Below are 22105 nucleotides of genomic sequence, written 5' to 3'. Positions count from 1 at the left end.
GCCAGTCTGAACGCCTACGCTAGTTGCACTTAGCGGGTGTCCAGAGGGCAGAGCCCTTGGGGCCCTCCCTTCGGGAAGGGAGGGTTTGGGAGGGATCGATAACGATATTCTTTTAAGGAGGTGAATTTCGTGGCAGTACGTATTCGTTTGAAAAGAATGGGAGCACATAAAGCGCCTTTCTACCGTGTAGTGGTTTCCGATTCCCGGTCTCCTCGTGACGGCCGTTTTATCGAGGAAATCGGTTATTATAATCCGATCGAAGTACCGGCAGTCGTTAAGATTGACGAAGAGAAGGCTCTTAAATGGCTTCAGACAGGTGCACAAGCATCTGATACCGTCCGCAACCTGCTTTCCAAAGCTGGCGTGATGAAGAAGTTCCATGAGTCAAAGCTTCAGAAATAATGACTGATTGCGAGGGTCCTCTATGGAAGAATTAGTTGGTGTTATTGCTAAGGCTTTAGTGGATCATCCGGAGGATGTGGCCGTACGGACCGTGGAGAAGGATCACCTGATTGTCTATGAGCTCTCCGTGCATCCTGATGATGTCGGTAAGGTCATCGGCAAGCAGGGGCGGATCGCCAAAGCGCTTCGTACCGTAGTCACATCTGCAGCAGTCAAAAGTGATAAACGCGTTACCGTGGATATTTTATCTTAAGGATGCGCACAAGGAGGGGCTAGGGATAGTATATCCCGGCTCCTTTTTGTTGAAAATATAAGAATTTATAGACTGTACGCAATCAACGTGAAGGAGATGAACACATGACAGAAGAGTTAACCGTAGGCAGGCTGGTGAACACGCACGGCATTCGCGGGGAGATCAAAATCCTGTCGCATACCGATTTCCCGGAAGTGCGTTTCGCACCCGGCAACAAGCTGCTGCTGATTCCCGCAGACGGAAGCCCGAAATTCGAGGTTACGATCGAATCGGCGAGAGAGCACAAAGGGATGTATATCGCCAAGCTTAAGGGGTATACGAACATTAATGAGATCGAGAAATACAAAGGCAGCCTGCTCAAGGTGCCTAGTGATAATCTGGTTGAGTTGCCGGAGAACGAGTATTATTTCCACCAGATTGTAGGCTGCGAGGTTTACACGGATGAAGATGCCAGCCAGCCGCTGGGGACGATTACAGAGATTCTGCAGCCCGGGGCCAATGATGTCTGGGTAGTGAAGCCGAAGAAGGGCCAGGATATTCTGATTCCGGTTATTAACGATGTAGTGCTGGACGTCGATATTACAGCCAAAAAAATCACTGTGCACCTTATGGAAGGGCTGCTCCCATGATCCGTATCGACGTGCTGACGCTGTTCCCTGATATGTGTGAAGGCGTCTTCGGCACCAGCATTCTCGGTAAGGCCCGTGAGAAAGGCATTGCTTCACTGAACACAGTGAACTTCCGCGACTTCTCGGGCAACAAGCATAACAGCGTGGATGATACACCTTACGGCGGAGGAGGAGGCATGGTGCTGAAGCCTGACCCTATCTTCGCAGCGGTGGAGCATGTGCTGGCTCAGAGTAGCGCTGGAGGAGAGCAAGGGGAACACGGCAATACAGAGGCGGTGAAGCCGCGTATTATTCTGATGTGCCCCCAGGGCCGGACGTATAATCAGCAGATCGCCGAAGAGCTGGCACAGGAGCAGCATCTGATCTTCATCTGCGGTCATTATGAGGGCTATGACGAGCGAATCCGTGAGCATCTGGTGACGGACGAGCTGTCGATTGGCGACTATGTGCTGACCGGCGGTGAGCTCCCGGCCTTGACCGTCATTGATTCGGTAGTGCGGCTGCAGCCGGGGGCACTGGGCAATGAGACCTCTGCAATCTCCGACTCCTTCAGCACCGGGCTGCTGGAGTACCCGCATTATACCCGCCCGGCAGAGTTCCGGGGCTGGAAGGTGCCGGACATGCTGCTCAGCGGACATCATGCCAATATCGAGGTATGGCGGCGTGAGCAGGCGCTGCAGCGTACCCTCGAACGCAGACCGGATCTGCTGGAGACCGCTGAGCTGACAGCGAAGGACAAGCAGACGCTGAAACGGCTGCAGGAGCAGGCAAGCCTGGAGCAGAAATAAATGATAAAATTGGGCTTAAATAGAGTCATAGCTGGCGTCTTTCTAACGTATATTACGTAAGGGAGGCGTTTTTTGCTGTGTTCTGAGAACCGGGAACGGGAATTACGAACTAGAACGGATACGCATAGAAGAAGTTTTGCCAGCGAAATAAATACGAGCAGATGTGCGTCAATACCCTTTTTCTAGGGTAATGAATAGAGGTGCCGCAAGTAGACATGCAGCTATAGACGCAGCTAGCTTAATTATCGAAAGGAATGACTGAAGTGACTACGAATACGCATGAATCATTCAAGCCAGCCGTGGACACTGTCCACAAGGAGGCGGAGCCGCTCCGCACGGTAAGTGATATTATTGATTTTTATAAGAATCGTAAATCGTAATCTTATAATCGAAGAAATGAATTAGACCTGGAAGCAGGTTCAATAGGCTCAGTAATACAGCAAATTCCACAAATAGCCGCTGAAGACAGACGAACCCCAGGTTCGCTGGCTTCGGCGGTTATTTGTTTGCCGGGTGCGAAGAGGGCGGGCAAACAAAAAAAGACCGTCCGAAGACGGTCTCTCTACCCGAGGCGCTAGTTTGTAACTTTGATCCGTATCCCGCGCCACCAAGACTTAATCATTCAGCCGTTGGTCCGGGTAAGGGATACGTTCAGCATGTCATGCTTGATGTGAACGCACCTCCTTTCCTTGTGCCAAGAGTATAGCACAGCCTTTACGGAAAATCCATTAAATTTTAATGAGATGAGAAAAAATATTGAACTCAATAAAAATACTGAACTCTATTTGAAACTGCTGAACTAGTGAGGTATATTTATAGTATAACAGTAAGTAACCGCTTACCGGCATATTATGCATTAGATTAACGTATGTTAATCGTAGGGATGCGGCAAACGTAAGTATGAAGTAATGGATTTATTTGCAATGTCGGGGTATAGCGCAGCCTGGTAGCGCGCACCCTTGGGGTCACGAACGTATGTTCTCGTTGTTCCAAACGATGGAAATCCCGTAGTGTCAACGTTCGACGACCGGTGGACCATACGCTGACAAGCGCATAGGTTCGCGGTTAATCATACGATAAGTGCAGCGTCCAGTCAACGTAGTCAATACGGAGAGGGGCGCTTTTTTGACGTGGATAATCGGACAGGTAAGCGGTATAAGAATGTAAGGAACGATATTGGCGGAGACAAGGCTTTAAGCGAGCTTTTTGATGTATTTTACCACGCGAAGATAGCGGAGGGCCGTGCGCCCCGAACGCTGGAGATGTATCGCGAGAGCTTCCGGTACTTGTGCGAATTTATGACGGAACACGGTCTTGAGCTGACTTTTACGGCAGTTACTCCGGACACATTGCGGTCATTTATCGCGTGGATGCTTCACTCAAAGCGGAAGTGGGACGGGCATCCACACAAGAATGAGCGTAATATGACGCTGGGGCTATCGCCGGTAACGGTCAATACGAAATTTGGTAAACTGCGTACGATGTTTACGTTTCTTGAGGACGAGGGGCATATACCGTATTCTCCTGCGGCGAAGATACGGAAGGTTAAGGAGCCGGAGGCAGAGCTACGGATAATGACTACGGATGACCTGAAACGCCTACTCGCCGAGCCGGACCAGCGCACATACGTCGGATTCAGAGACTACGTAATAATGAATGTGTTAATTGACTCATTCGCGCGTATCAACGAAGTACTGACGCTGAGAGTTGACGACGTAGACCTCACGCACGGGTCAATTTATATCAACGAGCAGATTGCGAAGTCCCGGCGCGGGCGGACGATTCCGATACAGAAGAGAACCGCGCGGCTGATTGTGGAATTACGCAAGGAGTGCGTAGAATTTGAAACTGACCGCATATTCTGTACGAACTACGGCGGAGATTTAACGGATGATCGGTTTCGTGATCGGTTGAAAAAGTACGCAGAGGCCGCTGGCATACGGATACGGGTGCATCCGCACTTATTCCGCCACACTTCCGCGACGATGTTTTTAGAGAACGGCGGGACCGAAGCGTATCTCGCGGAGATTATGGGACATAGTGACCTACGGATGGTATCGAAGTACACGCATCTATCTAAGCAGTCGATTAAAGAGAAGCACGATAAGTTTACGCCAATGAACAACGTTATAAGCGGTCTCCAGAAATCACGCAAGACCAAACGGTAATACATACGCCAGCCTCACGGATTAACTTCCGTAGGGCTGGCGTTTTTTATTTTCCGCTAACGGTGCGGGAGTCCGCGCGGCCCTTCTATATTAACGTAAGATGTCCGCGCTGATGTCCCAAATTGCCGGATCACTGTCCGTATGAAGATGTAAGACAGCGAGGCTCACCATAACCGTCGCGTAGTCAATAGCGGTAAACTATCAATATCCCAACCGGTTTAACGTTTTGACTTTCGCTAACCAAACGAAGCCCTTACGCCGCATCACGCATTTTCCGTCTCCTTACGCATCACCGTTAAATCGCCGTGAAATTAGCGCGTTAAATCTCCGGGAGGGATAAATCTACCCTCACGCTATTCAAACACCTAATTCAACGTCGATTCTACGGCAAAACGACGCAGGCGAGGCGGAGACAACGGTGCAGCTCGCAGGCCGGGCGCATCGGTACCGGTTTTATCTTTAAGTTTAACACCGCGCGCAGTTAAATATGTGTAATACAAGGCTTAACACGCGCGATTCTTTGTTAATTCGGATCGGAACGCACTTATCCGGTCCGTAACGAACTTATGAACGAAGTGAATAAGTGAGTTATAAGCTTTTAAGGTCTTAAAGTCTTTAAAATCTTTAAAAGAATACTACCAAATCGCGTAGAGTCAAGAGCGCCACTTTTTCCGCAATCTCCGCCCCCTGCCGTTTTTGCCCGTTTTCACACGTAAACTATCAATATTTAAACCATCGGAGGTATTACGCATGTTTCACGCAGACAATCCGCTACTCGGTCCGCTATCACGCGCCGACTACATTACCGCTAACCTGCCGCTAATCGATGCGGTAATTAATCGCCATTATCGCGGCCAGCTCGTCGCCACACGTACGCCCCGCGACGACGCGTTTAACGACGGAGTGATCGGCCTTATCCACGCCTATGACCGCTACGCTGACGCTACTATCCCGTTCGGCTCCTTCGCATACCAGCACATTTACGGTGAGATCGCTAATGCGCTGTCCCGGCGGCCCCTAACCGGCGTTCGCGTCCCGGAATGGTTGGTGCCGCTGCTTAAGCGGATTCACCGCGCAGGCTTGGCGGATGAGCGCGAGGAGGTCGTTGCGTCTGAACTCGGCATCTCCGCCAAAAGAGCACGCCAGGCACTACGCTGTCAGCGCATCAAGTATACGGACGCACTGCCGGAGTTTGATACGCGGGGCTGTTCGGATGATTATACCGGACTCATCACGGAGGAGTTTATCACGCGATTAAGACCGAAGCAGCAGCGCATTATTCGCATGTTGACCGCTGGCGACACGCAGGCTGAGGTCGCGCGATCCCTCGGAACATCACGTCAGGCCGTCCGGGGCTTCGTGCTCCGTGTCCGCGCCGATTACGAACGCTATTACAGAGGGGAGCCCGCAGCATGAATCACGTTGACAACCCGTTACTAGGACCGCTATCCCGCGCGGACTTTATTACCGCGAACGTTCCACTCGTCTACGCAATCACCAACCGCTACGACCGCCGTGTACGCGATGACGCAGCCGGCGAGGGTATGGTCGGCCTCATTACCGCATATGACCGCTATTCTGACGCGAACATTGCGTTCTCCACATACGCGACGTTCTGTATCCGCGCGCAGATTGCCGCGTATTTCCGCAAGAACTCCGGTCCAGGACGCATTCCTAACCGCGTGTATCCGCTCGCTCGCCGCATTATGAGCGATGGCCTGGAGGCTGCACCGCCGGAAGTGGTTGCGGAGACCTACGCCGTCACCGTTAAGGCCGCAAGTAAAGCGTTGGCCGCCGTTAGGTCACGCGGGTCTGCGGAGCTCGCGGACTGGACCGATGGAGGGCGGCGCGATGATACGTCGGAGTTGTACGTTGATGAGTTCGTCGTGCAGCTAAAATCGAGTCAGCAGCGAATTGTGGGCGCGTTGCTAGGAGGCCAGCGTATGGCGGATATCGCGCGTGAGATGTCCGTAAGCAAGCAGGCTCTGCATAGTAGCGTTACGTTGATACGGAAGCGCTGGCAGGCCTACGAAGAAAGTTGCGCGTGAGGTGCGGGAGAGGCAGCGCATTTTCTATATAATTACGAAGGAGTGAACGCAAATGGAAGATGAAGAGGACGTACACGAGCGGATACGCGACTACCACCGGACTGCGCGTAACATAGAATGGGACGCATACTATCGCGGCTGCTGTGACGCAGTTGAGTACGTGCTTGAGGCGCTTGATATCAAAATCGAAGGAGTGAACGCGTGATGACTACGAAAGTAACAATTCCGCGTGAAGTGGCGGACGCGCTCGAAACCCTGCGCTCAGGAACTACCGGTATACCCGTAAGAGATAATGCTTATATCTGCGAACTGGCGATGCGCACAGGTGGCGGAGGGGTCCCAGTATCCACGCAGGTATTACGGCAGATCCCGTTCGACACGTTGCTGGCTGCGCTGGTAAACGGCTACGAACGCGAGCTGACGGAGGAAGAGAAGCGCGAGAGGGCTTACGGGAGTCTGCGTCAAATGTACGCGCATCACTATGACGATGCCTTCGAGGACTATTCGGACGGCTGGTGCGAAGGCGTGGTGACCGCCTTGACTACGCTAGGCATCGTAATCCCCGGAGTCAATGACGTAAAAGAAACGGAGGAACACGCATATGTTTAACGCACAACTCACGCCAGATTACGCAATTCAATCGGACGCCAGCGCTCAGAACTTCGTTATCAAGCGCCGCCGCATCGTAGACCCGACGCAGGCACCCGGATATAAAACGGTCGAAGGTGAGCCCACGCCAGCTAAGCGCGAGGTATGGGACGACGCGGCCTATTATCCGGTGAATACGGATGGTCTGCGTGCAGCACTCGATTACGTACGGTTCAAAGCGGCGGTCAGCGCAGACACGGCGAGCTTAGCGGAGTTCATGGCGATTCTGCAGGCGGAAACACAGCGGATAACAACGGCGATGATCTCTGCGGTCAATACGTGGCCGGACGTTACCGTTGAAGTCGTGGGGAAGAGGCGGGCAAAAAGCGGAGTAGAGACGGGTGGAGTATTAGCGGAAGGGCAGCGTTAAAAACGTCTATTTCCCGCTGAAAGACAGCCGAATTAACGGTGCTTGCGTAAATGCGCAACGTTAATATAACGATAAGGGAGCGGATCAAATGAGCGGCAATAAAATCATCGTAATGGAAAAGGACGGAATGTCCTACGTTAAACTTTCGTCATACAGCGGATTCGGATCGAGCTACGTTATTAACGGAGAGTCTGCGGTCCCTGCGCCTGGCGACAAGAACTACGCGATCGTTGACGGAACGGTAACGTCTATCGAAGTCAAGAGGACTACTCCGGGCCATCGCGTTGGCTATACGCTGTACGAACGGTATAAGGAGATTACGCAATTACCGCACGAAATGGCGGCCGACGCGTTTACGCGAGATGACGATGGGGATTTATGCGGAGAGAACGCAGAGTTTTACCACGCCGTTTATAGCGAGCCGGCGGCGTATTTGGAGGCGGTGGAGTTCGAGATTATTGACCGCAATTGCTCTCCGGTGACGATACCGAGCTATGTAACGATTGAGTTTCCGAATAATATCGCGCGATTCAGAGAAACGCAGCACAAATATCCGTGCTATGTTCCAGGCAAAGTCGTGTTCAAACTGTTATGGGATCGCGTGAAGGAGCACGTAGATAAGAGCGACGGTAAGTACGTTATGAATGGATACGAGAATATCCAGACGATGAGTGTCAATGAGCGGATAATAATTCCATATCACGAAACGACTACACGCTCCTACTACCCAACGGCGCGGTCGCGTAAGCTCAAGACCGAGACGGTCCAGAAGCGCTGGAAAGAGGTTACTATAATCTCCGTATACGGCCCGGAATACAGCCAGCCGCCAGCGGGCAAGGAATTGACACAGACGATACGTGGTAAGGATTACGCAGAGCTGCAGGCGAATCTCGAAGCGTACATTACCTCGTTTCTATCTCGCATGGAAGACGGTAAACGAGAGGTCTGCCGCCATTGTCGCGGGGAGGGAATCGTAGACGTAGCGGAAGGTGTGGCGTAATGACACGCGATGAGATTACAGCAAAGTGGGCGGGGTTGTCTGCGCGGGAACGTGACGCGTGGATTGCGGAGGTAGTGTTCGATTGGTTTTGGGACGCGCGTATTGACGGAGCACGGTGGTTTAATCCGCCCATCGGTGATCCCTTACGCGGCTGTGCTGCGATATGGGGACCGGACGGCATACCGTCGTTCCTCCCACGCTATTCGACGGACATTACCGCAGCCTGGACGGTGTACGAACGCTATCCCTACATTGAGACGGCGCGCATTCCTGGCGATCCGACCGTTTACGGAGTGCGTATAAACGGGCTTGACGGAAGCGTACGTGTAATCACGCAGGAGTCAACGTTCCCCGACGCGCTGTGTCTCGCGGCTCTAATCGTTGAGTTAACGGAGGTGTCCGCTGATGTGGCCGTTTAAGCGCAAGCCGTCTCCGCACTGCTGCACGCATGAGTGGCGGTTCGACGATACGTTCGTAAAGACGATAGGCTACACACGTTACGTTTTCTTCGTTATAGCGTGTCCTATCTGCGAAACGAAGCGTACTTACCGCGAAGAGGATTTCGCACATTTCCGCAAGTATTTCAACGTTAAAATAACGGAGGTGAACCCTGATGGAGCTGCGTAAATTTCCCGTAACCGCGCCAAGCGGCAACGAGTATGAAGCGGAGGTCAGACGTGAATACGGAGCCTTCGGAGGCTTCGCGCTTCACTTCAAACTGTATGAGCGTCAGGCTTGCCGTGGTCTATTCGGAAAGAAGCGTGTAAAACGCATTTGCGTTGCTGACGCCACTTATTGGGAAGCCGAGGTAACCGACGTAATTGCGCTAGTAAAGCGGCAGGTTGAACGCCTGGAGAAACGCAAGCATGTCGATATGATGCGTGAGGCTTCGTACAATACGTTCAACGCGTGGGACAGGAGGCTGGACGTATGAACCGGCCTCTAATATTTTATCGCTTTAAAGTATAGACGCTAAAATAATGACGAAATATTGAAGAAATAATGTGGAAAAGGTGTCGGCCACTGCTTTATATTTCGTGTAAAGTAGCACTTAGGAGGTTTGAGATTGGAGTCAGTCAGATTCGATAGTGTAGCGGATATCATCGAACATTATACGAAGGGAGGGCGAAAATGAAATCGTAAGAATTAAAGAGAAAAACGGAGAAAATGGGTGTTTGTGTCGTTGGCGAAGCTGGGAATTTTACTGCTGCTTTATTAGATTTACTACACATTAGCAGTTGCGAATCTAGTTTCGCCAGACTAAGAACATCAAAACTAAACGATGTTTCAGTTAACAATTACCATTTTTGACAAGGTGAAAATTGGCGTTATTTGGACGCGCTCGATTTGCGGTGTTAAAAATGTCCTTATATAATCGGAGGTGCTTAGCAGAATGGATAAAGGGTACGGAGGAAATCCTGCGCGCGATTCAATCGAGAGCGTTGCGGAAACACAACGTGATTTACACGCTGACCTAGCATTATGCACAGCGGTTCCGGAAGTGTATTACGATGAAGGAGGCGGCTACACAGCGTCAAGTCTATCAGACGCAGCGACGCAGTTCTTCGAGGAGGCACCGGTCGCTTGGCCTCACGCGATCGAACGAGCGATTAGCGCTGAGTCGGAAGTCAATCGTCTTCAAATGCTGCTGTCAGATCAGGAGCAAGCAATTATTACGCTAAGAGATCGCGCATTATCCGCAGGAGCACATTGCTTCGGACTACGTCAGGAGGTCACGTATCTCCGTGTAGGCATCGCGGCCGCCATGACGTACCCGCCTGGTATTATTCGCGCTAAGTTAAGTCGAGTTCTTGCGGAGGCGATTGCGGATGAATGACTATATTTAAAATAGACAAAACTGTAAAACTCAAAATAGCTCCAAAAAATGCACAATCGGTCTAGACCGACACAGGGTTTATCTCACAAATACTCGGCTATTCTCAAAATCTCTAATTGGTAACTTCTATCAGAAAGAGGGTATGATTGTGGCAAAGGTAAAGATCACCGGCGAGCAGCGCAAGGACTGGCGTAATCTCCCGGCGGCCGATTGGAACACGTTAACCGTTATGACGCAGATTATCGACCTCAACCGCGAGCGCTACGGTATTGACGTTTACATTCCTGCGGCGGGCGGTTATCGCTACGAGCAGGGCGTAATCAAACGTGCGCTCACGTTGTACGGTGCGGAGGCGCTGCGTGAAACGATCGAACGTGCCTTCGCAGAACATCGCGTAACAACGCAGTATCCGCAGTTAACGGCGGGGTTTTTAATAACGTATATGCTGCCGCGCATCATGGCGCAAGTGCTGGCGGAAGGGAAGCGTAAGGAACGGGAGGAGCAGCGTGAGGTTAACGGCGGGATGACAGCGGAGGAGATTGCGGAGTTTTTGTAATTTACCGCAAGACGTTGAAAACGGGCGAAATCGGAAGTTGCAGCGTGTACCTCAACTGTTGCATGCCCACGCGTAATCGTCAATATCCGGATTTTACAGAATTACGACACTTCGCTAATATTAGCGCATAAGGAGGACGCGTGATGGTCCACGGATTGAAGCTTGTACAGCCACATTTTGAAGCGGTATGGGAACGCCGCAAGCCGTTCGAGGTCCGTAAGAATGACCGCGACTATAACGTAGGCGATGAACTTGCACTTAACGAATATGATCCGGAAGCACAATCATACGGCGAACGGACAGCTATCCGCACTATAACATATATACTAGACGATACTGATTACGTAAAAGAAGGCTACGTAATATTAGGAATTGCGTAAATGAAAGGAAACAGGAGTAAAAGGCTGGTTTATCCAAAACTGGTCTAGACCACTCGTGGGTAAAATGACGGAATATGAACAATGCGATATTCGAAGCTAGATGATATATTATGGCTACAAAAGGAGGAAACGCAATTGAGCCACGCTAAAAACTGCATACTCTCGGAATCTTGCACGCTCGCCGACTCCAGCAAATGCAACACGCGCTGTCCGTCGTTCATCGCTTGCCACGGGTACAACGGACTCGGCGGACGCGTAGGCGCAGCGAATGTGCCAGCGGACTACAGCGGCGTAACGCTCGCCAATTCGCCGGCACGCGCGGGCCAGGAAGCAGCGTACAAACTAGCGGAGCCGTATGCGCAGACTTTCGCGCGGCAATTCGGTGACGCTGCGGCGAATGGACGGATAAAATCGCTGTATCTATATAGCGAATCGCCAGGCACCGGCAAGACTACGACGGCCGCTGCGCTAATACACGAATGGATAATACGCCATTATATCGGATCGCTCCAACGGAACGGGCAACCGCTGGAACGACCGGCGTATTTCCTTGACGTGAACGCATGGCAGACGCTATTCCTCGGATTTAACCGCGCTCATGTGCCGACTGAAACCGCCGAGCCGCTGGCCGCCGAATACTACGCAATGGAGCAGCGCACGAAATCCGCCCCATTCGCGGTTCTCGACGACATCGGCGTACGTAGCGCCAGCGAAGCATTTCGCGCCGACCTGCACAGCGTAGTCAATCATCGCGTCGCTAACGGGCTGCCGACCGTTTATACGAGTAACGTAATGCTCGCGGAACTGGCGCAAGTGTTCGACGCGAGGTTAGCGGACCGCATCCGGGAGCAGTGCGTAGAGATATCGTTCATTGGCGAGAGTAAGCGGGGGCTTCGTAAAACGGCGTAAATAGTAGCTACGGTAAGATAACGGGAGATAGTTAAATCGCTTAACAACAATCGACAAAATGCGATACAGTATCCGATGGTTCGTCATATCGCATAAGACATAAATATCCTAATGCCGTCCAATGATTGCTAAACAAAACCAGACCTGCAAAATAAAACTGCCCGAATATGCGGTTTTGTCGAATACATGTGCGGGCTGTAAAATAGGAGGTGTAAGGTATGGCAGCGCACGGACAGCAGTTACTTTCAAAAATCGTCGACACCGGCGATGTCCTGGCGTTAACGCGTCTCAGCCTCTCGCGGTCAGACTACGCGACGGAGGGCGAACGCCAGGCCCACGATTTTATCGTTAAGTATGCGGCGGAAAACGCAGGGGCAGCGCCGAGCCTTGCGACGTTCGTAGCGCGGTTCCCCGATGATGTGTGCGCTTATATTCCGGGCGTGACGGATAGCTTCGAGTATCTAGCGCGCGAGGTTAAGGACGCGGCCGGCAAACGGGCGACAGCGGAGTTACTCAGTGATCCGCGAATGCAAGCGGAATTTGACGAAAAGACGACCGAAGAGTTCGTAACGTCATTGACTAAGCGTTTAGAACAGATTAAAATGAAAACACGAACAGAAATACGAACACTTACAGATATTGGCGGAGAAACGGACAAGTTTCTCGCGGAGTACCGTGCACGTAAAGCCGGAACCTCCTTCCGTATCTGGCGCAGCAAATTCCGTTCGATCAACGAACAGATTGGCGGCTACTTTTCCGGCAATACCTACGCGTGGTATGCGCGGTCTGGCCGTGGTAAATCCGTCCTTGTAATGGAGGATGGCGCGATCGAGCCTGCGTTTCAAGGCGCTACCGTACTCGTGTGGGCGCTGGAGATGTCGGAGTTCGAGTGGACGGCGCGGGCATACTCGTCTATCAGCGCAAGGTCCGGCGCGTTTAACGCCAACATTGACGGATTTGACTACGAGGCGGGATTCGAGAATAAAGCGCTGCTTATGGGGCGGTTAGGTGCGGAGTTCGAGGCGCAACTTGAGACGTTCCTGCAGACACTTAACGACGCGATCCCCGGCCGTATAATACTCCGGGCGTCCGATAGCGAAGGATTCATCGAGCGTGGGATTGCGCAACTTGAGGCAGACATCCGCGAAACTGAGGCGGACGTTGTCGTAGTCGATCCGATTTATTTAATGGACTACGAAGCGAATACCTCGCGTGTGGCCGGCGGAGATGTAGCGGCGACCTCCGTTAAGTTGAAACGCTTGGCCGGGCAGACGAAGACCGTTATTCACCTCGTAACGCAGGCGGAAGAGGATGCGTCAGAAAAGGGCGAAGACGGAGTACGCGAGTTGAAGCCGCCGAAACGTGCGGAGCTTAAGAAGTCGAAGGCGATTCTTGAGGATGCCGCCAATATCTTCGGGATTGATACGTTGGCCCACGAAGGGCGTGGCGTTATCGAGCTCGGGAAGGGACGTAATGGCGGCGAGGATACGCGCGTTGAAATCGTTTACCTTCCGAATTGGGGCATCGTGCAGGAGACGGATTTAGCGGAGGAGGCTGCGCAGTTTGTGAGCGGGTTTTAGTACTTCCTAATGTTTCTCTAAAGGAAACACTTATGTTTCTCTATAGGAAATGATTTGTGTTGACATTGGAAACAATTTCCCCTATCATATCCCTATAAACATCTTAATAGTTTTATAGGGGGATTTACCATGTTAGGAAACGTACTCGGTCCATTCATTAGTCGAAATAGAAAAGAGCTTGGACTGTCTCTTAGGGCTATGGCAGAAAAGGCGCAAATAAGTCCATCTCAGTTAAGTAAGATTGAAAACGGAAGCGCAAAAAGCCCCAATGATGAGACGCTGGAGAGAATCGCCTATGCACTTAATGTAGATAAAGACCGCTTGTTTGCTTTAGCGGGGAAGCTCAGTAAGGACTCTGTTAATGATGCCGCTAGATACATTCCTGCGTTTTTGGGTGATTTAGCGGTGAGAGAGACCGCAGCCACATACGAACCAGGGTACACACCAGTTAATAAGCCGGACTACCTCAGTGATTTAGAAGGGTACGCTTTTGGCCGAGAGGAGTTTGTTGCTAAAATATGGGAGGTGGTTCGGGAGCAATGGCCCGAGGCTCCGAGGCCGGTAATTGAAAAATTAGTGCTGGAAATGGTGGCCGCGCATGATCTCACTGTGAGAAGGCATGCGCGTAAGCCTGACGCACCGCAGGGTTAATGAGTATCGGTCCTGCCTAGTAGAAAATCAGCCGATACCTCGAAAAAGTCCGCGAGTTTTATAAGTTTTTCATGATCTACCAAAGTCTCACCGGATTCAATCCGCTGAATAGACCGTGTCTCTTTGTATTCGAGTAGGTCACGTAGTTCGCGCTGAGTAACCTTGCGCTCCTCACGTAATTGCTTAATGCGCTGACCTAAAACATTCATATTTTATGTACTCTCCTTGTCCATATTATCACGTATGTATTGACGCGTCAAATTTTGACGTGTATCATTGACTGGTAACGCTATCCAGCGTGTTACGCTACTCATTTTACCATACGGAGGTGATTATATGAACGTAATTAATTACGCAGCGCTACTCGACGCTATCGAACGCTATCCCTGGCGTAACATCACGTACGCACGCGGCCGCCTTAACGCCTCGTCGCCATTCGGGGCGCGCCAAGATAATACGCCGTCGTTCTCCGTCGTTATTGACCCGGACGAGGAAGCGTTTGGCTGCTGGGTCGATTCAGGAGCTCGCGATCCGTCATGGGCGCGCGGCAGTCCCGTTAAGTTATACGCATTCCTCCGTAACATAACGGAGTATGAAGCGTTCGCCTTTCTGTACTATGAAGTAGATGAGAGCGCGCCGCCGGAGCTGCGGATTAAGCTTCGCGAGCCGAAACCGTTCATCAGCCGCAAACCGATCGATATCTCACCGTACATAACATCCGAGTCGATACCATATCTAACAGGGCGCGGGATATCACCGGTGATTCAGCGGCTGTATAGATGCGGATTTAATCCCGCGAAGAATGCGGTCGTAATGCCGTGGGGCGGTCCGAGTGGAAGCGTCATGAACGTGAAATTCCGTGCAACGTGGGGAAAGGCGTTTTGGTACGAACGGGGCGGCCAGCCGGTCCGGTCGATGATTTACGGGATTGATATCGCGTATAAGCGGCGTATCAAACGCGCAGTCATTACAGAGGCTGAGATCGACGCAATGACGGCGGCTACGGCTGGAACGTTCGGCCTGGGGGTAGGGGGCAGCGAGTTTACCGAGGAAAAGGCGGAATTGCTGCGGCGGAGTCCGATCGAGGATTTGCTGCTGGCGGCTGACAACGACGAGGCCGGCGAAAAACTGCGTTGGCAGATCGAAAGGAAAATGCGTGGATATGTGCGTCTATTTAACTTAGAGATACCGGACGGCCGCAAGGATCTAAACGCGGCAGGTATCGAAGCTACACGGAAGGCGTGCGAGGCGGCAAAACGGATAAGTTCATTTCGGACATCGTTTAATCTACGTCAACCCTCGTAAATATACGAGTGTTTGGCTACGGAAGAGTGTTGAACTCTTCACGCGCCTACTCGTGTGACGACGAATCCCAATCGTACAAATCATACGGGGAGCTTAGACGTAAGGAATCGGCAATATTTCGCGCGTTCTCTAGGCCCATGACTCCGGTGCGATTAGCGATGTAGTCGTAAATCTGTCCTTCGCTGATTCCCGTTATTCTCGATAATTCAGCCTTGGACATCTTTGCTTCTTTAAGCAGCACACCTAGTAGGCATTTAGTGACTTTGTAAGCCATAAATGCCTCCGAGAAATATGTGATTATCTTTCCAAATTTAATTTTAGCATAATGTCCCAGGATTCAAAATCACTGTCCGTATGTAATTGTAAGGCAAACGAAAGGAGTGAAGTTATAGGTGAATAAGGAACAACTGAATAGTCTTGCTATTGAAGCTCGCGCCGGTTCTGTAAATGCGATGTGGGAGGTAAAAGCACACTTCCAAAAAACCATTCACAGGCTTTCCGAATCAAACCGGAATATGGTGCGGAGTCAACAGAAGTTTGAAGAGGATATGTTCAAACGGATCGAGGAGGCAGTGCGGATTTACAAGCCGGAGTGTGGCAACTTCGAGCCTCTGGTAATAAGCAAACTATACGAACGACTGCGGCGATGGCAAAAGAGACACATTGGAGTGACGCAGGGTGCACAAGTCCTCTCCATTAATCGCGAGATTGAGGAGCACGACTACGACATAAAAGACGATTTGGCGATCGTCGATGCGGAACTCCTGAAAAACGAAAAAATCACCGGCTTGGCGGCCGGTGACCCGAGAAAATTGGCGATCCTGAACTCCTGGCTAGACCCCTACTTTAACGATTCCAGTACCGCAGACTTGTTGGCGCAAATCTACGGAGGTAAATCGGAATCGCATCGGAAGTTTATCGGAAGATTCAGAAACGCATGTCAAACTGCGTTGGCTGACGCAATCTAACGTATTTGCGGAACGGGCAATCGGGCAGAAAGTCCGTTCCACTATTAAGTATATCACAGCAGTCAAACCATTAGTCTTAAACTCTTATGTATAGATTAACCTAATATTTCCTTTTTCAAACTCTACGTTTTCAATATTACGCAAAAAATTTGCGGTTGTCAACGCTTATTTAACTACGGCCATCTACAAACAACGGAGGAACGCGCCATGCAACGTAAAATTAACACGGAATCATCACATAAAAGTACGCCTGCCAATCGCAATATCGATCGCCAGTATAACGGTTCGAACGAAGAATACGAAGACGCGGCGGATTACATCACGATGCCTGACGTATTGAAAGGACGCGTGATTGCATGATAGCCGCCGCAATTGATCCGCAGGCTGGGACGCACTTTATCGGTAAAATCTTCGTTACGCCTCACGCTTGCGACCGCGCCGTTGAGTACTTCGGAGTCGACCGCAGCAAAGCGCCTATGCACGTAATGGATATGCTGCGCAAAGCAACGCTCATCTCGGAGCATGTCGTAGACGAGGACGGACGGCCAGCGCGAATGTTCGCCTTCCAGCGTACGGCCTTTATCGTAGCGCCGACGGAACAAACGGTCCTGACGTTATATCCGCGCCATCAAGCGCCAGAAGCGCTCCGTAATCCGATTGACCGTATTATTCAGCGGGCGGTCAACGCAGCGGAACGGAAAGAGAAGCGCGAAACGAAGCGTATTAACGTCCGCAAGGCGGAGCTTTCCGTAGAGCGTGCGCAGCTCGACCTCCGCCGGGCGAAGTCGGAATCCGAGCGCATAGTTGCCGAAATGACCGCGCGTATTGGGCTAATTGACGCGGAGTGTGCGAAGTTGTCGCGGGAGTTGCTCGATATCCAGCGCGAGAAAACGAATTTGATGAAGGGCGTTGTAGCCTACGTCTGAGCGCATTTTAAAGGAAGCTGAGCGTATATCCTACGCCAGCAACGCGGTATTAACGTTAATTACGCGGATGGGACGGCGGTAGCGGCGTGGTCATTTCAACCGTCCGTTGTGATACCGATGCTTGAGGGAACGTTAGTGCCGTGTTGCGGACGTAGGAAATAGTCCGGGCCTGGCGGAGCTTATCCGTACATTAAACGCAGAGGAACGTGATCGAATGAGCATGTTTGCTAAGGTAGGCGCAGAGGCAGCGGATGCTGGTAACAACGAAGGAGGCGCAAAGGAAAGTCCGATTACCTCATTTAAGTCAGGCAGCACGTACAAAGTCGGCGTCAAGTCCCGAAATGACGTAGCGATGTACTACGGTTATGGCATGTTCGGTAAAGTTAACACGTTCGTACCGGAAAATCCTCCGGTTCGTAACGCGAAGGGCTACGTTCAGAGCAACCCGTCCGTATGGGATAAGGCATCCGAGTTGCTGTACGCTGACGCCAAAGCTGCGCAAGACGGAGGCGCAAGCGATGCAGACGTTAAGCCGATTAAGGACGAGGCGTACCTGTTTAAAGGAAAGCCACGTTATCTACGTGCATTCCACGACTTGACAACCGGTAAGGATATCGTTGTCGATCTATCTCCGAATCAAGAGAAGATCATTAAAGCGGTCATCGAGGAGAATATCGACGATCTCGACGTTATCGCGTTTAAGCTCGCGAAGAAAGGTTCCGGCCAGGGCGCAGCAGTATCGCTAAACGCCATCGTTAAAATGGAGCGCGACCTGACGGACGAAGAACGCGCAAACTTCGCAAAACTTGGCGAAACTCCGTTCGATATGGCATCGTTTGAAACGTGCTTGTACGTAGCTGATGACGAGGAGCAGACGAAAAACCTCGTAATCGCCGGCTTCGATATCGGGCGGATCGGCTTGTCTATCGGAGCAGCCGCGCAACCTGCAGCGGGAGCAGCGGTACAGTCTCCGCCTGCAGATACCGACGGTCCCGTCGACATTACGGATGAGGAACTTCCGTTTTGATCGGGGCGGTAGCGTGTCTCGAACGGCCGCAGACGCTAACATCACCGCTATTCTATTCGGGTAACAACGGTAATAAACCTCCGGTCCGCGTGATAACTGCGCTGGCTGGCGGCGACGGCCGCAATAACAACGAGAGAGGACGTGGTCACAACGGCACATATTTCGGAAATCACCGGTAAGTATTCGGAGCTCGCGGCCCGGCTCGCGTTACTGGCTAACGGATGGACCGTGCACCAAGCGGAGACGGACGAAGCGTACGATATCCTCGCGCAAGACCCGGTAAGTGGCGATTATGCGCGGATTCAAGTCAAGACCGTACGCCAACGCAGGGATCGCGGCGGTGACCTCGTCGTCTACGCGAAGAAAGGCAACGGAACCACGTACGACCTGGCCGACGCTGATTACATTATTGGCGTATGGGCGGTCGCCGGCGAAGTCCCACGCGTGTTCATGTTTGAAAACCGCTGCCTCACGGAGTACTGGTGTGCGGAGGCCCGCGCATCTGAGCGCTGGGTTGAGTTGTCCCTCGCGCTGAACCGTGATGTCTATGCGGAAGCAGTAGCGGTCTTGAGCGGAGTTGAAACGGAGTTGCTGTCCGCAGCCTAACGTAAATGCACGATCCGGGGCGGAGGCCGTGCGAGCGGCAGCCCCAACGAAGGAGACGCAAATAAATGGTGAAATTGAACGTAACAATCCCGGCTGTAGACGTAATGGTTAACGGACAGGCTTACCGTAAAGTTGACCGTAAGGCGCAGGCGGGCGATATCGTTAAGGCGCTGTATGCCCGCGAGGATATCACGGAAGGCGCATTCTACGCTGTATATGCCGATGGAGACGGTGACCCTGCGTTCAGAGACGATGACGGAGACGAGCGGTGTGTATTCCTTGAGTACCGTGATCGCTACGAGACGTTCGCGCCAGTAACCCCCGCAGCTCCGTCCGATTCAATCACGTTTGGCGGCGACACCTACCGTAAAGTCGACCGTTCGGCCCGCGAAGGTGATGTCGTAGTGTTCCCGGAGGCTCCGTACAGCTACATTACGTCAGGAAAGGCGTATCTCGTTCATGACGTTGATTCTCACGGAGATGCGCAAGTCTCGGACGATGACGGGGACTCATATGATACCGCAGGTGATCCGTTCGACGTGTACGAAAAGGTAACGGAAGAAAGCGCGCCAGCTCCTACGCTGCCTGCCGTTGAGTACCGCGAAGTTAAGCGCTGGGCGGAGAAGGGCGAGCGTATCCGTATCGTTAACCGTGATCGGCATGAGCACAGCTACGAACAAGGCGCGGAATTTATCGTTAACGATACAGACGGCGACGGTGATGTGCGTGTAACACTAGGAGGACGCAGCCGTAAACTCGTAAGTCTGAGCGAATACGCCGTTCTTGAACCTATCACAGCGTCGGAATACGTAGAGGTGAAACGTAAGGCCGACGTCGGTGAACGGATTAAGATCATCGCAGCCGGTTATGCTGGAATGCCGCCCCGTTATCAAAACGGCGATGAGATCGTAGTTATACATTCAGACGGTCACTCCGTACGCGGTGAAGGTATCGGTATTTATATCCGCCATGATGAGTACGTCGTCCTCGAACCGGTCACGCCGACCGCTGACACTTACGTCCACAACGGTATCACATATCGCAAGGAATCCCGCGTAGCAAACGTCGGCGAACTCGTCCTTGTCGTTGCGAATACGATGAGCGGTAACAGCCACGGATATAGTATCGGAGAGGTGACGGAAATCATCGAGGAATGGCCGCGCGGGTCACACGGGCCGCAACGTAAGGGTTCCGGTAAAAGCGCCCCTTATATGGCTACCGCTGATTACCTCGTACTCGTACCTATCTCTTCCGCTGAGACTGCGCCTACGCCGCTGAAATATGCCGCCGGGGATTACGTTAAGGTTACGGGCAACTCCGTGCATCACAATTACGATGTCGGTAGCGTAGTACGGCTGGTTGACGTAGAGAACCGCGATAGCAGCGAAGGCCAACGGTTTCACGCGGAAAAGGCGGACGGATCACGTGGCAACTGGCTCGTAACGAATGACGTCGAGCCTGCGGATGAAGGCGCGTTTGAGGCGCAGAAGAAGCCTAAGCGGTTGACCGTCGGGGATTACGCGAAGGTTGTCGGAGATGACTCCGGCCATAATTACGTACTCGGCACCGTAGTCAAAATCGTTACGGACGATAATTCAAGCGCTCCGTATAGAGCGGAGAAGGAAGACGGAGAAACCGGAAATTGGCTCGGAAAGCACGACGTTGAGCCCGCAACCGAAGCGGAGTTCCTCGCAGCAAAACGCCTGAAAGTCGGTGATTTCGCTAAAGTAATCGACGCTTCCGGAAGCGTCCGCGCTAAACTCGGCGATATCGTAAAAGTATCCGGATACGCCAACTGGGATGAGAAGCTGCTCCGAGCTGAAACATTAGACGGCCGCGAGTATGCGATGTTTACGTACAGATTTACACAGGCCACTCCGGAAGAAGTAGCGGCCGCTCAACGCAAAATCGCAGTCGGTCCTTTCACTGACGGAGGATTCGCGCAGATTGTGAACGCTACTGAGGAAACCGCCAGCCCAACGCCGCGCAGAACGCCTAACGCCTTCGTACGCGTTGAAACTACGACAGAGAGTCGTCTGCGCGCGCTTAAAGTTACGTACCCTGATGGCGACTTCGGATTCTGCAACGCGGACGCCCTGCGCCAGATTACGGAGGCGGAATATAACGCAGCGGTTGCACCGAAAACTCCGGAACCTGCGTTTAGCGTGGGCGACACCGTTAAGCTTACGGTTGCCGACGGAAAATCTCCGCATTACGGATGGGGTGAAGTGAAAAACGGAGATGTTGGCGAAGTTATCGATGTTCTTTCCGATAAGGTACGTGTCAAATTTCCGAAACAAAATCGCTGGAACGGCAAACCGGGCGAGTTGACGAAGCTTACACAACAAGAGGACCCGCGCGATGCGTTCGTAAAGGACGATAAGGTGCGGCTGATTAGCGGCGCGGGCAAATCCGGACTTCACGGGTTCAAGGACGGCGAAATTTACACCGTCGATAATCCTAAAACTACGAGTTGGGACTCGAAGAAAATCAAAATTAAGGATGCTGGTTTGAGCGGATACGCGCTGCCGGAACAACTCGTTAAGCTGTCCGCAGAGGATATCGCCGCCAGCGCGAAGGAAGCGCAGGAAACCGCAAAATGGGCCGCAATCGGACGCAAGGTCGGCGCGTTTAAGCGTGGGGATGTCGTAAAGGGAACCGGAATGCACTCGCTTAAGCCCGAAATGGGAACGGTGCAGGACGTAGGCACCGGAATTATTGGAGTCAGCGTATTTCCATCTGGATACTCCGCCATGAACAACGCAGAAGTTACGCTCATCGTACCGGTCGAGCAGCGCTTCGACACGGAGCAAGCGGCGGCCTAGCGCGCAGACTACGAAAGGAGTGAGCGGATATAGACGTTAAATTAACGCTTAACTTACGCAGTCCAACCGTAGCCGAAGCGCCGGAAGACGTCGCCGAAAGGGTTGCGTCAGCGACACGCCGTAAGAAGGCCGCCGAGGAAACGGACGCCGAAGCTATCGAACGTATTAGCCGAATGTCACGAACGGACCGCGAGCGCCAACTCGTCGAGACCGTAAGAACCGCAGAAAA

The 22105-nt window shown here is 52.2% G+C and carries 29 protein-coding genes; 27 read left to right on the top strand and 2 right to left on the bottom strand.

What is annotated here, in order from left to right; all coding sequences use genetic code 11:
• The first annotated feature begins 129 nt into the window (after nucleotides 1-129).
• From rpsP to NST26_RS19090, 20 genes are all read left to right on the top strand, one after another.
• Nucleotides 130-402, top strand: a complete 273-nt coding sequence (gene rpsP / locus NST26_RS19180) for a 30S ribosomal protein S16 (protein WP_036701203.1) — start codon at nucleotides 130-132, stop codon at nucleotides 400-402.
• Between the two features lie 22 nt (nucleotides 403-424).
• Nucleotides 425-655, top strand: a complete 231-nt coding sequence (locus NST26_RS19175; RefSeq protein ID WP_020432321.1) for a KH domain-containing protein — start codon at nucleotides 425-427, stop codon at nucleotides 653-655.
• 104 nt (nucleotides 656-759) lie between these two features.
• A complete protein-coding gene (gene rimM / locus NST26_RS19170) occupies nucleotides 760-1284 on the top strand; it encodes a ribosome maturation factor RimM (protein WP_036733560.1) in 525 nt (174 codons plus the stop codon).
• On the top strand, nucleotides 1284-2072 hold the full coding sequence (gene trmD / locus NST26_RS19165) for a tRNA (guanosine(37)-N1)-methyltransferase TrmD (protein WP_339257520.1): 789 nt from the start codon (nucleotides 1284-1286) through the stop codon (nucleotides 2070-2072). The genes rimM and trmD overlap by 1 nt, the downstream gene beginning before the upstream one ends.
• A gap of 1130 nt (nucleotides 2073-3202) precedes the next feature.
• Nucleotides 3203-4240 carry a tyrosine-type recombinase/integrase gene (locus tag NST26_RS19160; RefSeq protein WP_340979649.1) on the top strand — a complete coding sequence of 346 codons (1038 nt, stop codon included), beginning with the start codon at nucleotides 3203-3205 and terminating at the stop codon, nucleotides 4238-4240.
• 750 nt (nucleotides 4241-4990) lie between these two features.
• The gene (locus tag NST26_RS19155) at nucleotides 4991-5656 is read left to right on the top strand and encodes a sigma-70 family RNA polymerase sigma factor (protein WP_340979648.1); all 666 of its coding nucleotides are present in this window, start codon (nucleotides 4991-4993) and stop codon (nucleotides 5654-5656) included.
• Entirely contained in the window at nucleotides 5653-6288 is a 636-nt protein-coding gene (locus NST26_RS19150; RefSeq protein WP_340979647.1) for a sigma-70 family RNA polymerase sigma factor, read from the top strand. Before NST26_RS19155 ends, NST26_RS19150 begins: the two co-directional genes overlap by 4 nt.
• A 52-nt stretch (nucleotides 6289-6340) precedes the next feature.
• Nucleotides 6341-6493, top strand: coding sequence for a hypothetical protein (locus tag NST26_RS19145; protein WP_340979646.1), 153 nt, complete (start codon nucleotides 6341-6343; stop codon nucleotides 6491-6493).
• Entirely contained in the window at nucleotides 6493-6897 is a 405-nt protein-coding gene (locus NST26_RS19140; RefSeq protein WP_340979645.1) for a hypothetical protein, read from the top strand. Before NST26_RS19145 ends, NST26_RS19140 begins: the two co-directional genes overlap by 1 nt.
• Nucleotides 6890-7306, top strand: a complete 417-nt coding sequence (locus NST26_RS19135) for a hypothetical protein (RefSeq protein ID WP_340979644.1) — start codon at nucleotides 6890-6892, stop codon at nucleotides 7304-7306. Before NST26_RS19140 ends, NST26_RS19135 begins: the two co-directional genes overlap by 8 nt.
• 88 nt (nucleotides 7307-7394) lie before the next feature.
• Nucleotides 7395-8306, top strand: a complete 912-nt coding sequence (locus tag NST26_RS19130; protein ID WP_340979643.1) for a hypothetical protein — start codon at nucleotides 7395-7397, stop codon at nucleotides 8304-8306.
• Entirely contained in the window at nucleotides 8306-8725 is a 420-nt protein-coding gene (locus NST26_RS34065; RefSeq protein WP_445323330.1) for a BC1872 family protein, read from the top strand. The genes NST26_RS19130 and NST26_RS34065 overlap by 1 nt, the downstream gene beginning before the upstream one ends.
• On the top strand, nucleotides 8712-8933 hold the full coding sequence (locus tag NST26_RS19125) for a hypothetical protein (RefSeq protein ID WP_340979642.1): 222 nt from the start codon (nucleotides 8712-8714) through the stop codon (nucleotides 8931-8933). The genes NST26_RS34065 and NST26_RS19125 overlap by 14 nt, the downstream gene beginning before the upstream one ends.
• Complete coding sequence (locus tag NST26_RS19120; RefSeq protein ID WP_340979641.1) at nucleotides 8920-9240, top strand: hypothetical protein; 321 nt, start codon at nucleotides 8920-8922, stop codon at nucleotides 9238-9240. Before NST26_RS19125 ends, NST26_RS19120 begins: the two co-directional genes overlap by 14 nt.
• A gap of 459 nt (nucleotides 9241-9699) precedes the next feature.
• Complete coding sequence (locus NST26_RS19115) at nucleotides 9700-10143, top strand: hypothetical protein (protein WP_340979640.1); 444 nt, start codon at nucleotides 9700-9702, stop codon at nucleotides 10141-10143.
• Between the two features lie 148 nt (nucleotides 10144-10291).
• Nucleotides 10292-10699, top strand: a complete 408-nt coding sequence (locus NST26_RS19110; protein ID WP_340979639.1) for a hypothetical protein — start codon at nucleotides 10292-10294, stop codon at nucleotides 10697-10699.
• A 143-nt stretch (nucleotides 10700-10842) separates the two neighbouring features.
• Entirely contained in the window at nucleotides 10843-11079 is a 237-nt protein-coding gene (locus NST26_RS19105; RefSeq protein ID WP_340979638.1) for a DUF3850 domain-containing protein, read from the top strand.
• Nucleotides 11080-11214: 135 nt separating this feature from the next.
• Complete coding sequence (locus tag NST26_RS19100; protein ID WP_340979637.1) at nucleotides 11215-11988, top strand: DNA replication protein; 774 nt, start codon at nucleotides 11215-11217, stop codon at nucleotides 11986-11988.
• A 218-nt stretch (nucleotides 11989-12206) separates the two neighbouring features.
• The gene (locus tag NST26_RS19095) at nucleotides 12207-13568 is read left to right on the top strand and encodes a DnaB-like helicase C-terminal domain-containing protein (RefSeq protein ID WP_340979636.1); all 1362 of its coding nucleotides are present in this window, start codon (nucleotides 12207-12209) and stop codon (nucleotides 13566-13568) included.
• 129 nt (nucleotides 13569-13697) lie between these two features.
• Nucleotides 13698-14219, top strand: coding sequence for a helix-turn-helix domain-containing protein (locus NST26_RS19090; protein WP_340979635.1), 522 nt, complete (start codon nucleotides 13698-13700; stop codon nucleotides 14217-14219).
• Here the strand turns inward: NST26_RS19090 and NST26_RS19085 are convergent.
• The gene (locus NST26_RS19085) at nucleotides 14216-14428 is read right to left on the bottom strand and encodes a helix-turn-helix domain-containing protein (protein ID WP_340979634.1); all 213 of its coding nucleotides are present in this window, start codon (nucleotides 14426-14428) and stop codon (nucleotides 14216-14218) included. The two genes, NST26_RS19090 and NST26_RS19085, sit on opposite strands and share 4 nt — an antisense overlap.
• A gap of 127 nt (nucleotides 14429-14555) precedes the next feature.
• Between NST26_RS19085 and NST26_RS19080 the strand changes: the two genes are divergently transcribed.
• A complete protein-coding gene (locus NST26_RS19080) occupies nucleotides 14556-15524 on the top strand; it encodes a toprim domain-containing protein (protein WP_340979633.1) in 969 nt (322 codons plus the stop codon).
• A 46-nt stretch (nucleotides 15525-15570) separates the two neighbouring features.
• On the opposite strand, the gene NST26_RS34060 is transcribed toward NST26_RS19080, so the two are convergent.
• The gene (locus NST26_RS34060; protein WP_445323329.1) at nucleotides 15571-15798 is read right to left on the bottom strand and encodes a helix-turn-helix domain-containing protein; all 228 of its coding nucleotides are present in this window, start codon (nucleotides 15796-15798) and stop codon (nucleotides 15571-15573) included.
• Nucleotides 15799-15916: 118 nt separating this feature from the next.
• Between NST26_RS34060 and NST26_RS19075 the strand changes: the two genes are divergently transcribed.
• The 6 genes from NST26_RS19075 to NST26_RS19050 all read left to right on the top strand — a co-directional run bounded on the left by NST26_RS19075 (nucleotide 15917) and on the right by NST26_RS19050 (nucleotide 21876).
• On the top strand, nucleotides 15917-16492 hold the full coding sequence (locus NST26_RS19075) for a hypothetical protein (protein ID WP_340979632.1): 576 nt from the start codon (nucleotides 15917-15919) through the stop codon (nucleotides 16490-16492).
• A 207-nt stretch (nucleotides 16493-16699) separates the two neighbouring features.
• Complete coding sequence (locus NST26_RS19070; protein ID WP_340979631.1) at nucleotides 16700-16852, top strand: hypothetical protein; 153 nt, start codon at nucleotides 16700-16702, stop codon at nucleotides 16850-16852.
• Nucleotides 16849-17418 carry a hypothetical protein gene (locus NST26_RS19065; RefSeq protein ID WP_340979630.1) on the top strand — a complete coding sequence of 190 codons (570 nt, stop codon included), beginning with the start codon at nucleotides 16849-16851 and terminating at the stop codon, nucleotides 17416-17418. The genes NST26_RS19070 and NST26_RS19065 overlap by 4 nt, the downstream gene beginning before the upstream one ends.
• 214 nt (nucleotides 17419-17632) lie before the next feature.
• Entirely contained in the window at nucleotides 17633-18445 is an 813-nt protein-coding gene (locus tag NST26_RS19060; RefSeq protein WP_340979629.1) for a hypothetical protein, read from the top strand.
• A 141-nt stretch (nucleotides 18446-18586) separates the two neighbouring features.
• Entirely contained in the window at nucleotides 18587-19051 is a 465-nt protein-coding gene (locus tag NST26_RS19055; RefSeq protein WP_340979628.1) for a hypothetical protein, read from the top strand.
• A gap of 65 nt (nucleotides 19052-19116) precedes the next feature.
• The gene (locus tag NST26_RS19050; protein ID WP_340979627.1) at nucleotides 19117-21876 is read left to right on the top strand and encodes a hypothetical protein; all 2760 of its coding nucleotides are present in this window, start codon (nucleotides 19117-19119) and stop codon (nucleotides 21874-21876) included.
• The last annotated feature ends 229 nt before the right edge of the window (nucleotides 21877-22105 follow it).

This window comes from Paenibacillus sp. FSL R7-0128 (assembly GCF_038002245.1).
GTDB classification, from domain to species: Bacteria; Bacillota; Bacilli; order Paenibacillales; family Paenibacillaceae; genus Paenibacillus_AQ; species Paenibacillus_AQ silagei.
Note: the sequence above shows the minus strand (reverse complement) of the source record. Positions and strands in the feature narration are given on the sequence as shown.

Coding starts and splice junctions, on each gene's coding strand:
- NST26_RS19135 (WP_340979644.1), top strand. CDS start 6,890: ATGTTTAACGCACAACTCACGCCAGATTACGCAATTCAATCGGACGCC.
- NST26_RS19140 (WP_340979645.1), top strand. CDS start 6,493: ATGACTACGAAAGTAACAATTCCGCGTGAAGTGGCGGACGCGCTCGAA.
- rimM (WP_036733560.1), top strand. CDS start 760: ATGACAGAAGAGTTAACCGTAGGCAGGCTGGTGAACACGCACGGCATT.
- NST26_RS19080 (WP_340979633.1), top strand. CDS start 14,556: ATGAACGTAATTAATTACGCAGCGCTACTCGACGCTATCGAACGCTAT.
- NST26_RS19115 (WP_340979640.1), top strand. CDS start 9,700: ATGGATAAAGGGTACGGAGGAAATCCTGCGCGCGATTCAATCGAGAGC.
- NST26_RS34060 (WP_445323329.1), bottom strand. CDS start 15,798: ATGGCTTACAAAGTCACTAAATGCCTACTAGGTGTGCTGCTTAAAGAA.
- NST26_RS19130 (WP_340979643.1), top strand. CDS start 7,395: ATGAGCGGCAATAAAATCATCGTAATGGAAAAGGACGGAATGTCCTAC.
- NST26_RS19175 (WP_020432321.1), top strand. CDS start 425: ATGGAAGAATTAGTTGGTGTTATTGCTAAGGCTTTAGTGGATCATCCG.
- NST26_RS19120 (WP_340979641.1), top strand. CDS start 8,920: ATGGAGCTGCGTAAATTTCCCGTAACCGCGCCAAGCGGCAACGAGTAT.
- NST26_RS19085 (WP_340979634.1), bottom strand. CDS start 14,428: ATGAATGTTTTAGGTCAGCGCATTAAGCAATTACGTGAGGAGCGCAAG.
- NST26_RS19150 (WP_340979647.1), top strand. CDS start 5,653: ATGAATCACGTTGACAACCCGTTACTAGGACCGCTATCCCGCGCGGAC.
- NST26_RS19095 (WP_340979636.1), top strand. CDS start 12,207: ATGGCAGCGCACGGACAGCAGTTACTTTCAAAAATCGTCGACACCGGC.
- NST26_RS19050 (WP_340979627.1), top strand. CDS start 19,117: ATGGTGAAATTGAACGTAACAATCCCGGCTGTAGACGTAATGGTTAAC.
- NST26_RS34065 (WP_445323330.1), top strand. CDS start 8,306: ATGACACGCGATGAGATTACAGCAAAGTGGGCGGGGTTGTCTGCGCGG.
- NST26_RS19060 (WP_340979629.1), top strand. CDS start 17,633: ATGAGCATGTTTGCTAAGGTAGGCGCAGAGGCAGCGGATGCTGGTAAC.
- NST26_RS19125 (WP_340979642.1), top strand. CDS start 8,712: ATGTGGCCGTTTAAGCGCAAGCCGTCTCCGCACTGCTGCACGCATGAG.
- NST26_RS19155 (WP_340979648.1), top strand. CDS start 4,991: ATGTTTCACGCAGACAATCCGCTACTCGGTCCGCTATCACGCGCCGAC.
- NST26_RS19090 (WP_340979635.1), top strand. CDS start 13,698: ATGTTAGGAAACGTACTCGGTCCATTCATTAGTCGAAATAGAAAAGAG.
- NST26_RS19145 (WP_340979646.1), top strand. CDS start 6,341: ATGGAAGATGAAGAGGACGTACACGAGCGGATACGCGACTACCACCGG.
- NST26_RS19105 (WP_340979638.1), top strand. CDS start 10,843: ATGGTCCACGGATTGAAGCTTGTACAGCCACATTTTGAAGCGGTATGG.
- NST26_RS19070 (WP_340979631.1), top strand. CDS start 16,700: ATGCAACGTAAAATTAACACGGAATCATCACATAAAAGTACGCCTGCC.
- NST26_RS19065 (WP_340979630.1), top strand. CDS start 16,849: ATGATAGCCGCCGCAATTGATCCGCAGGCTGGGACGCACTTTATCGGT.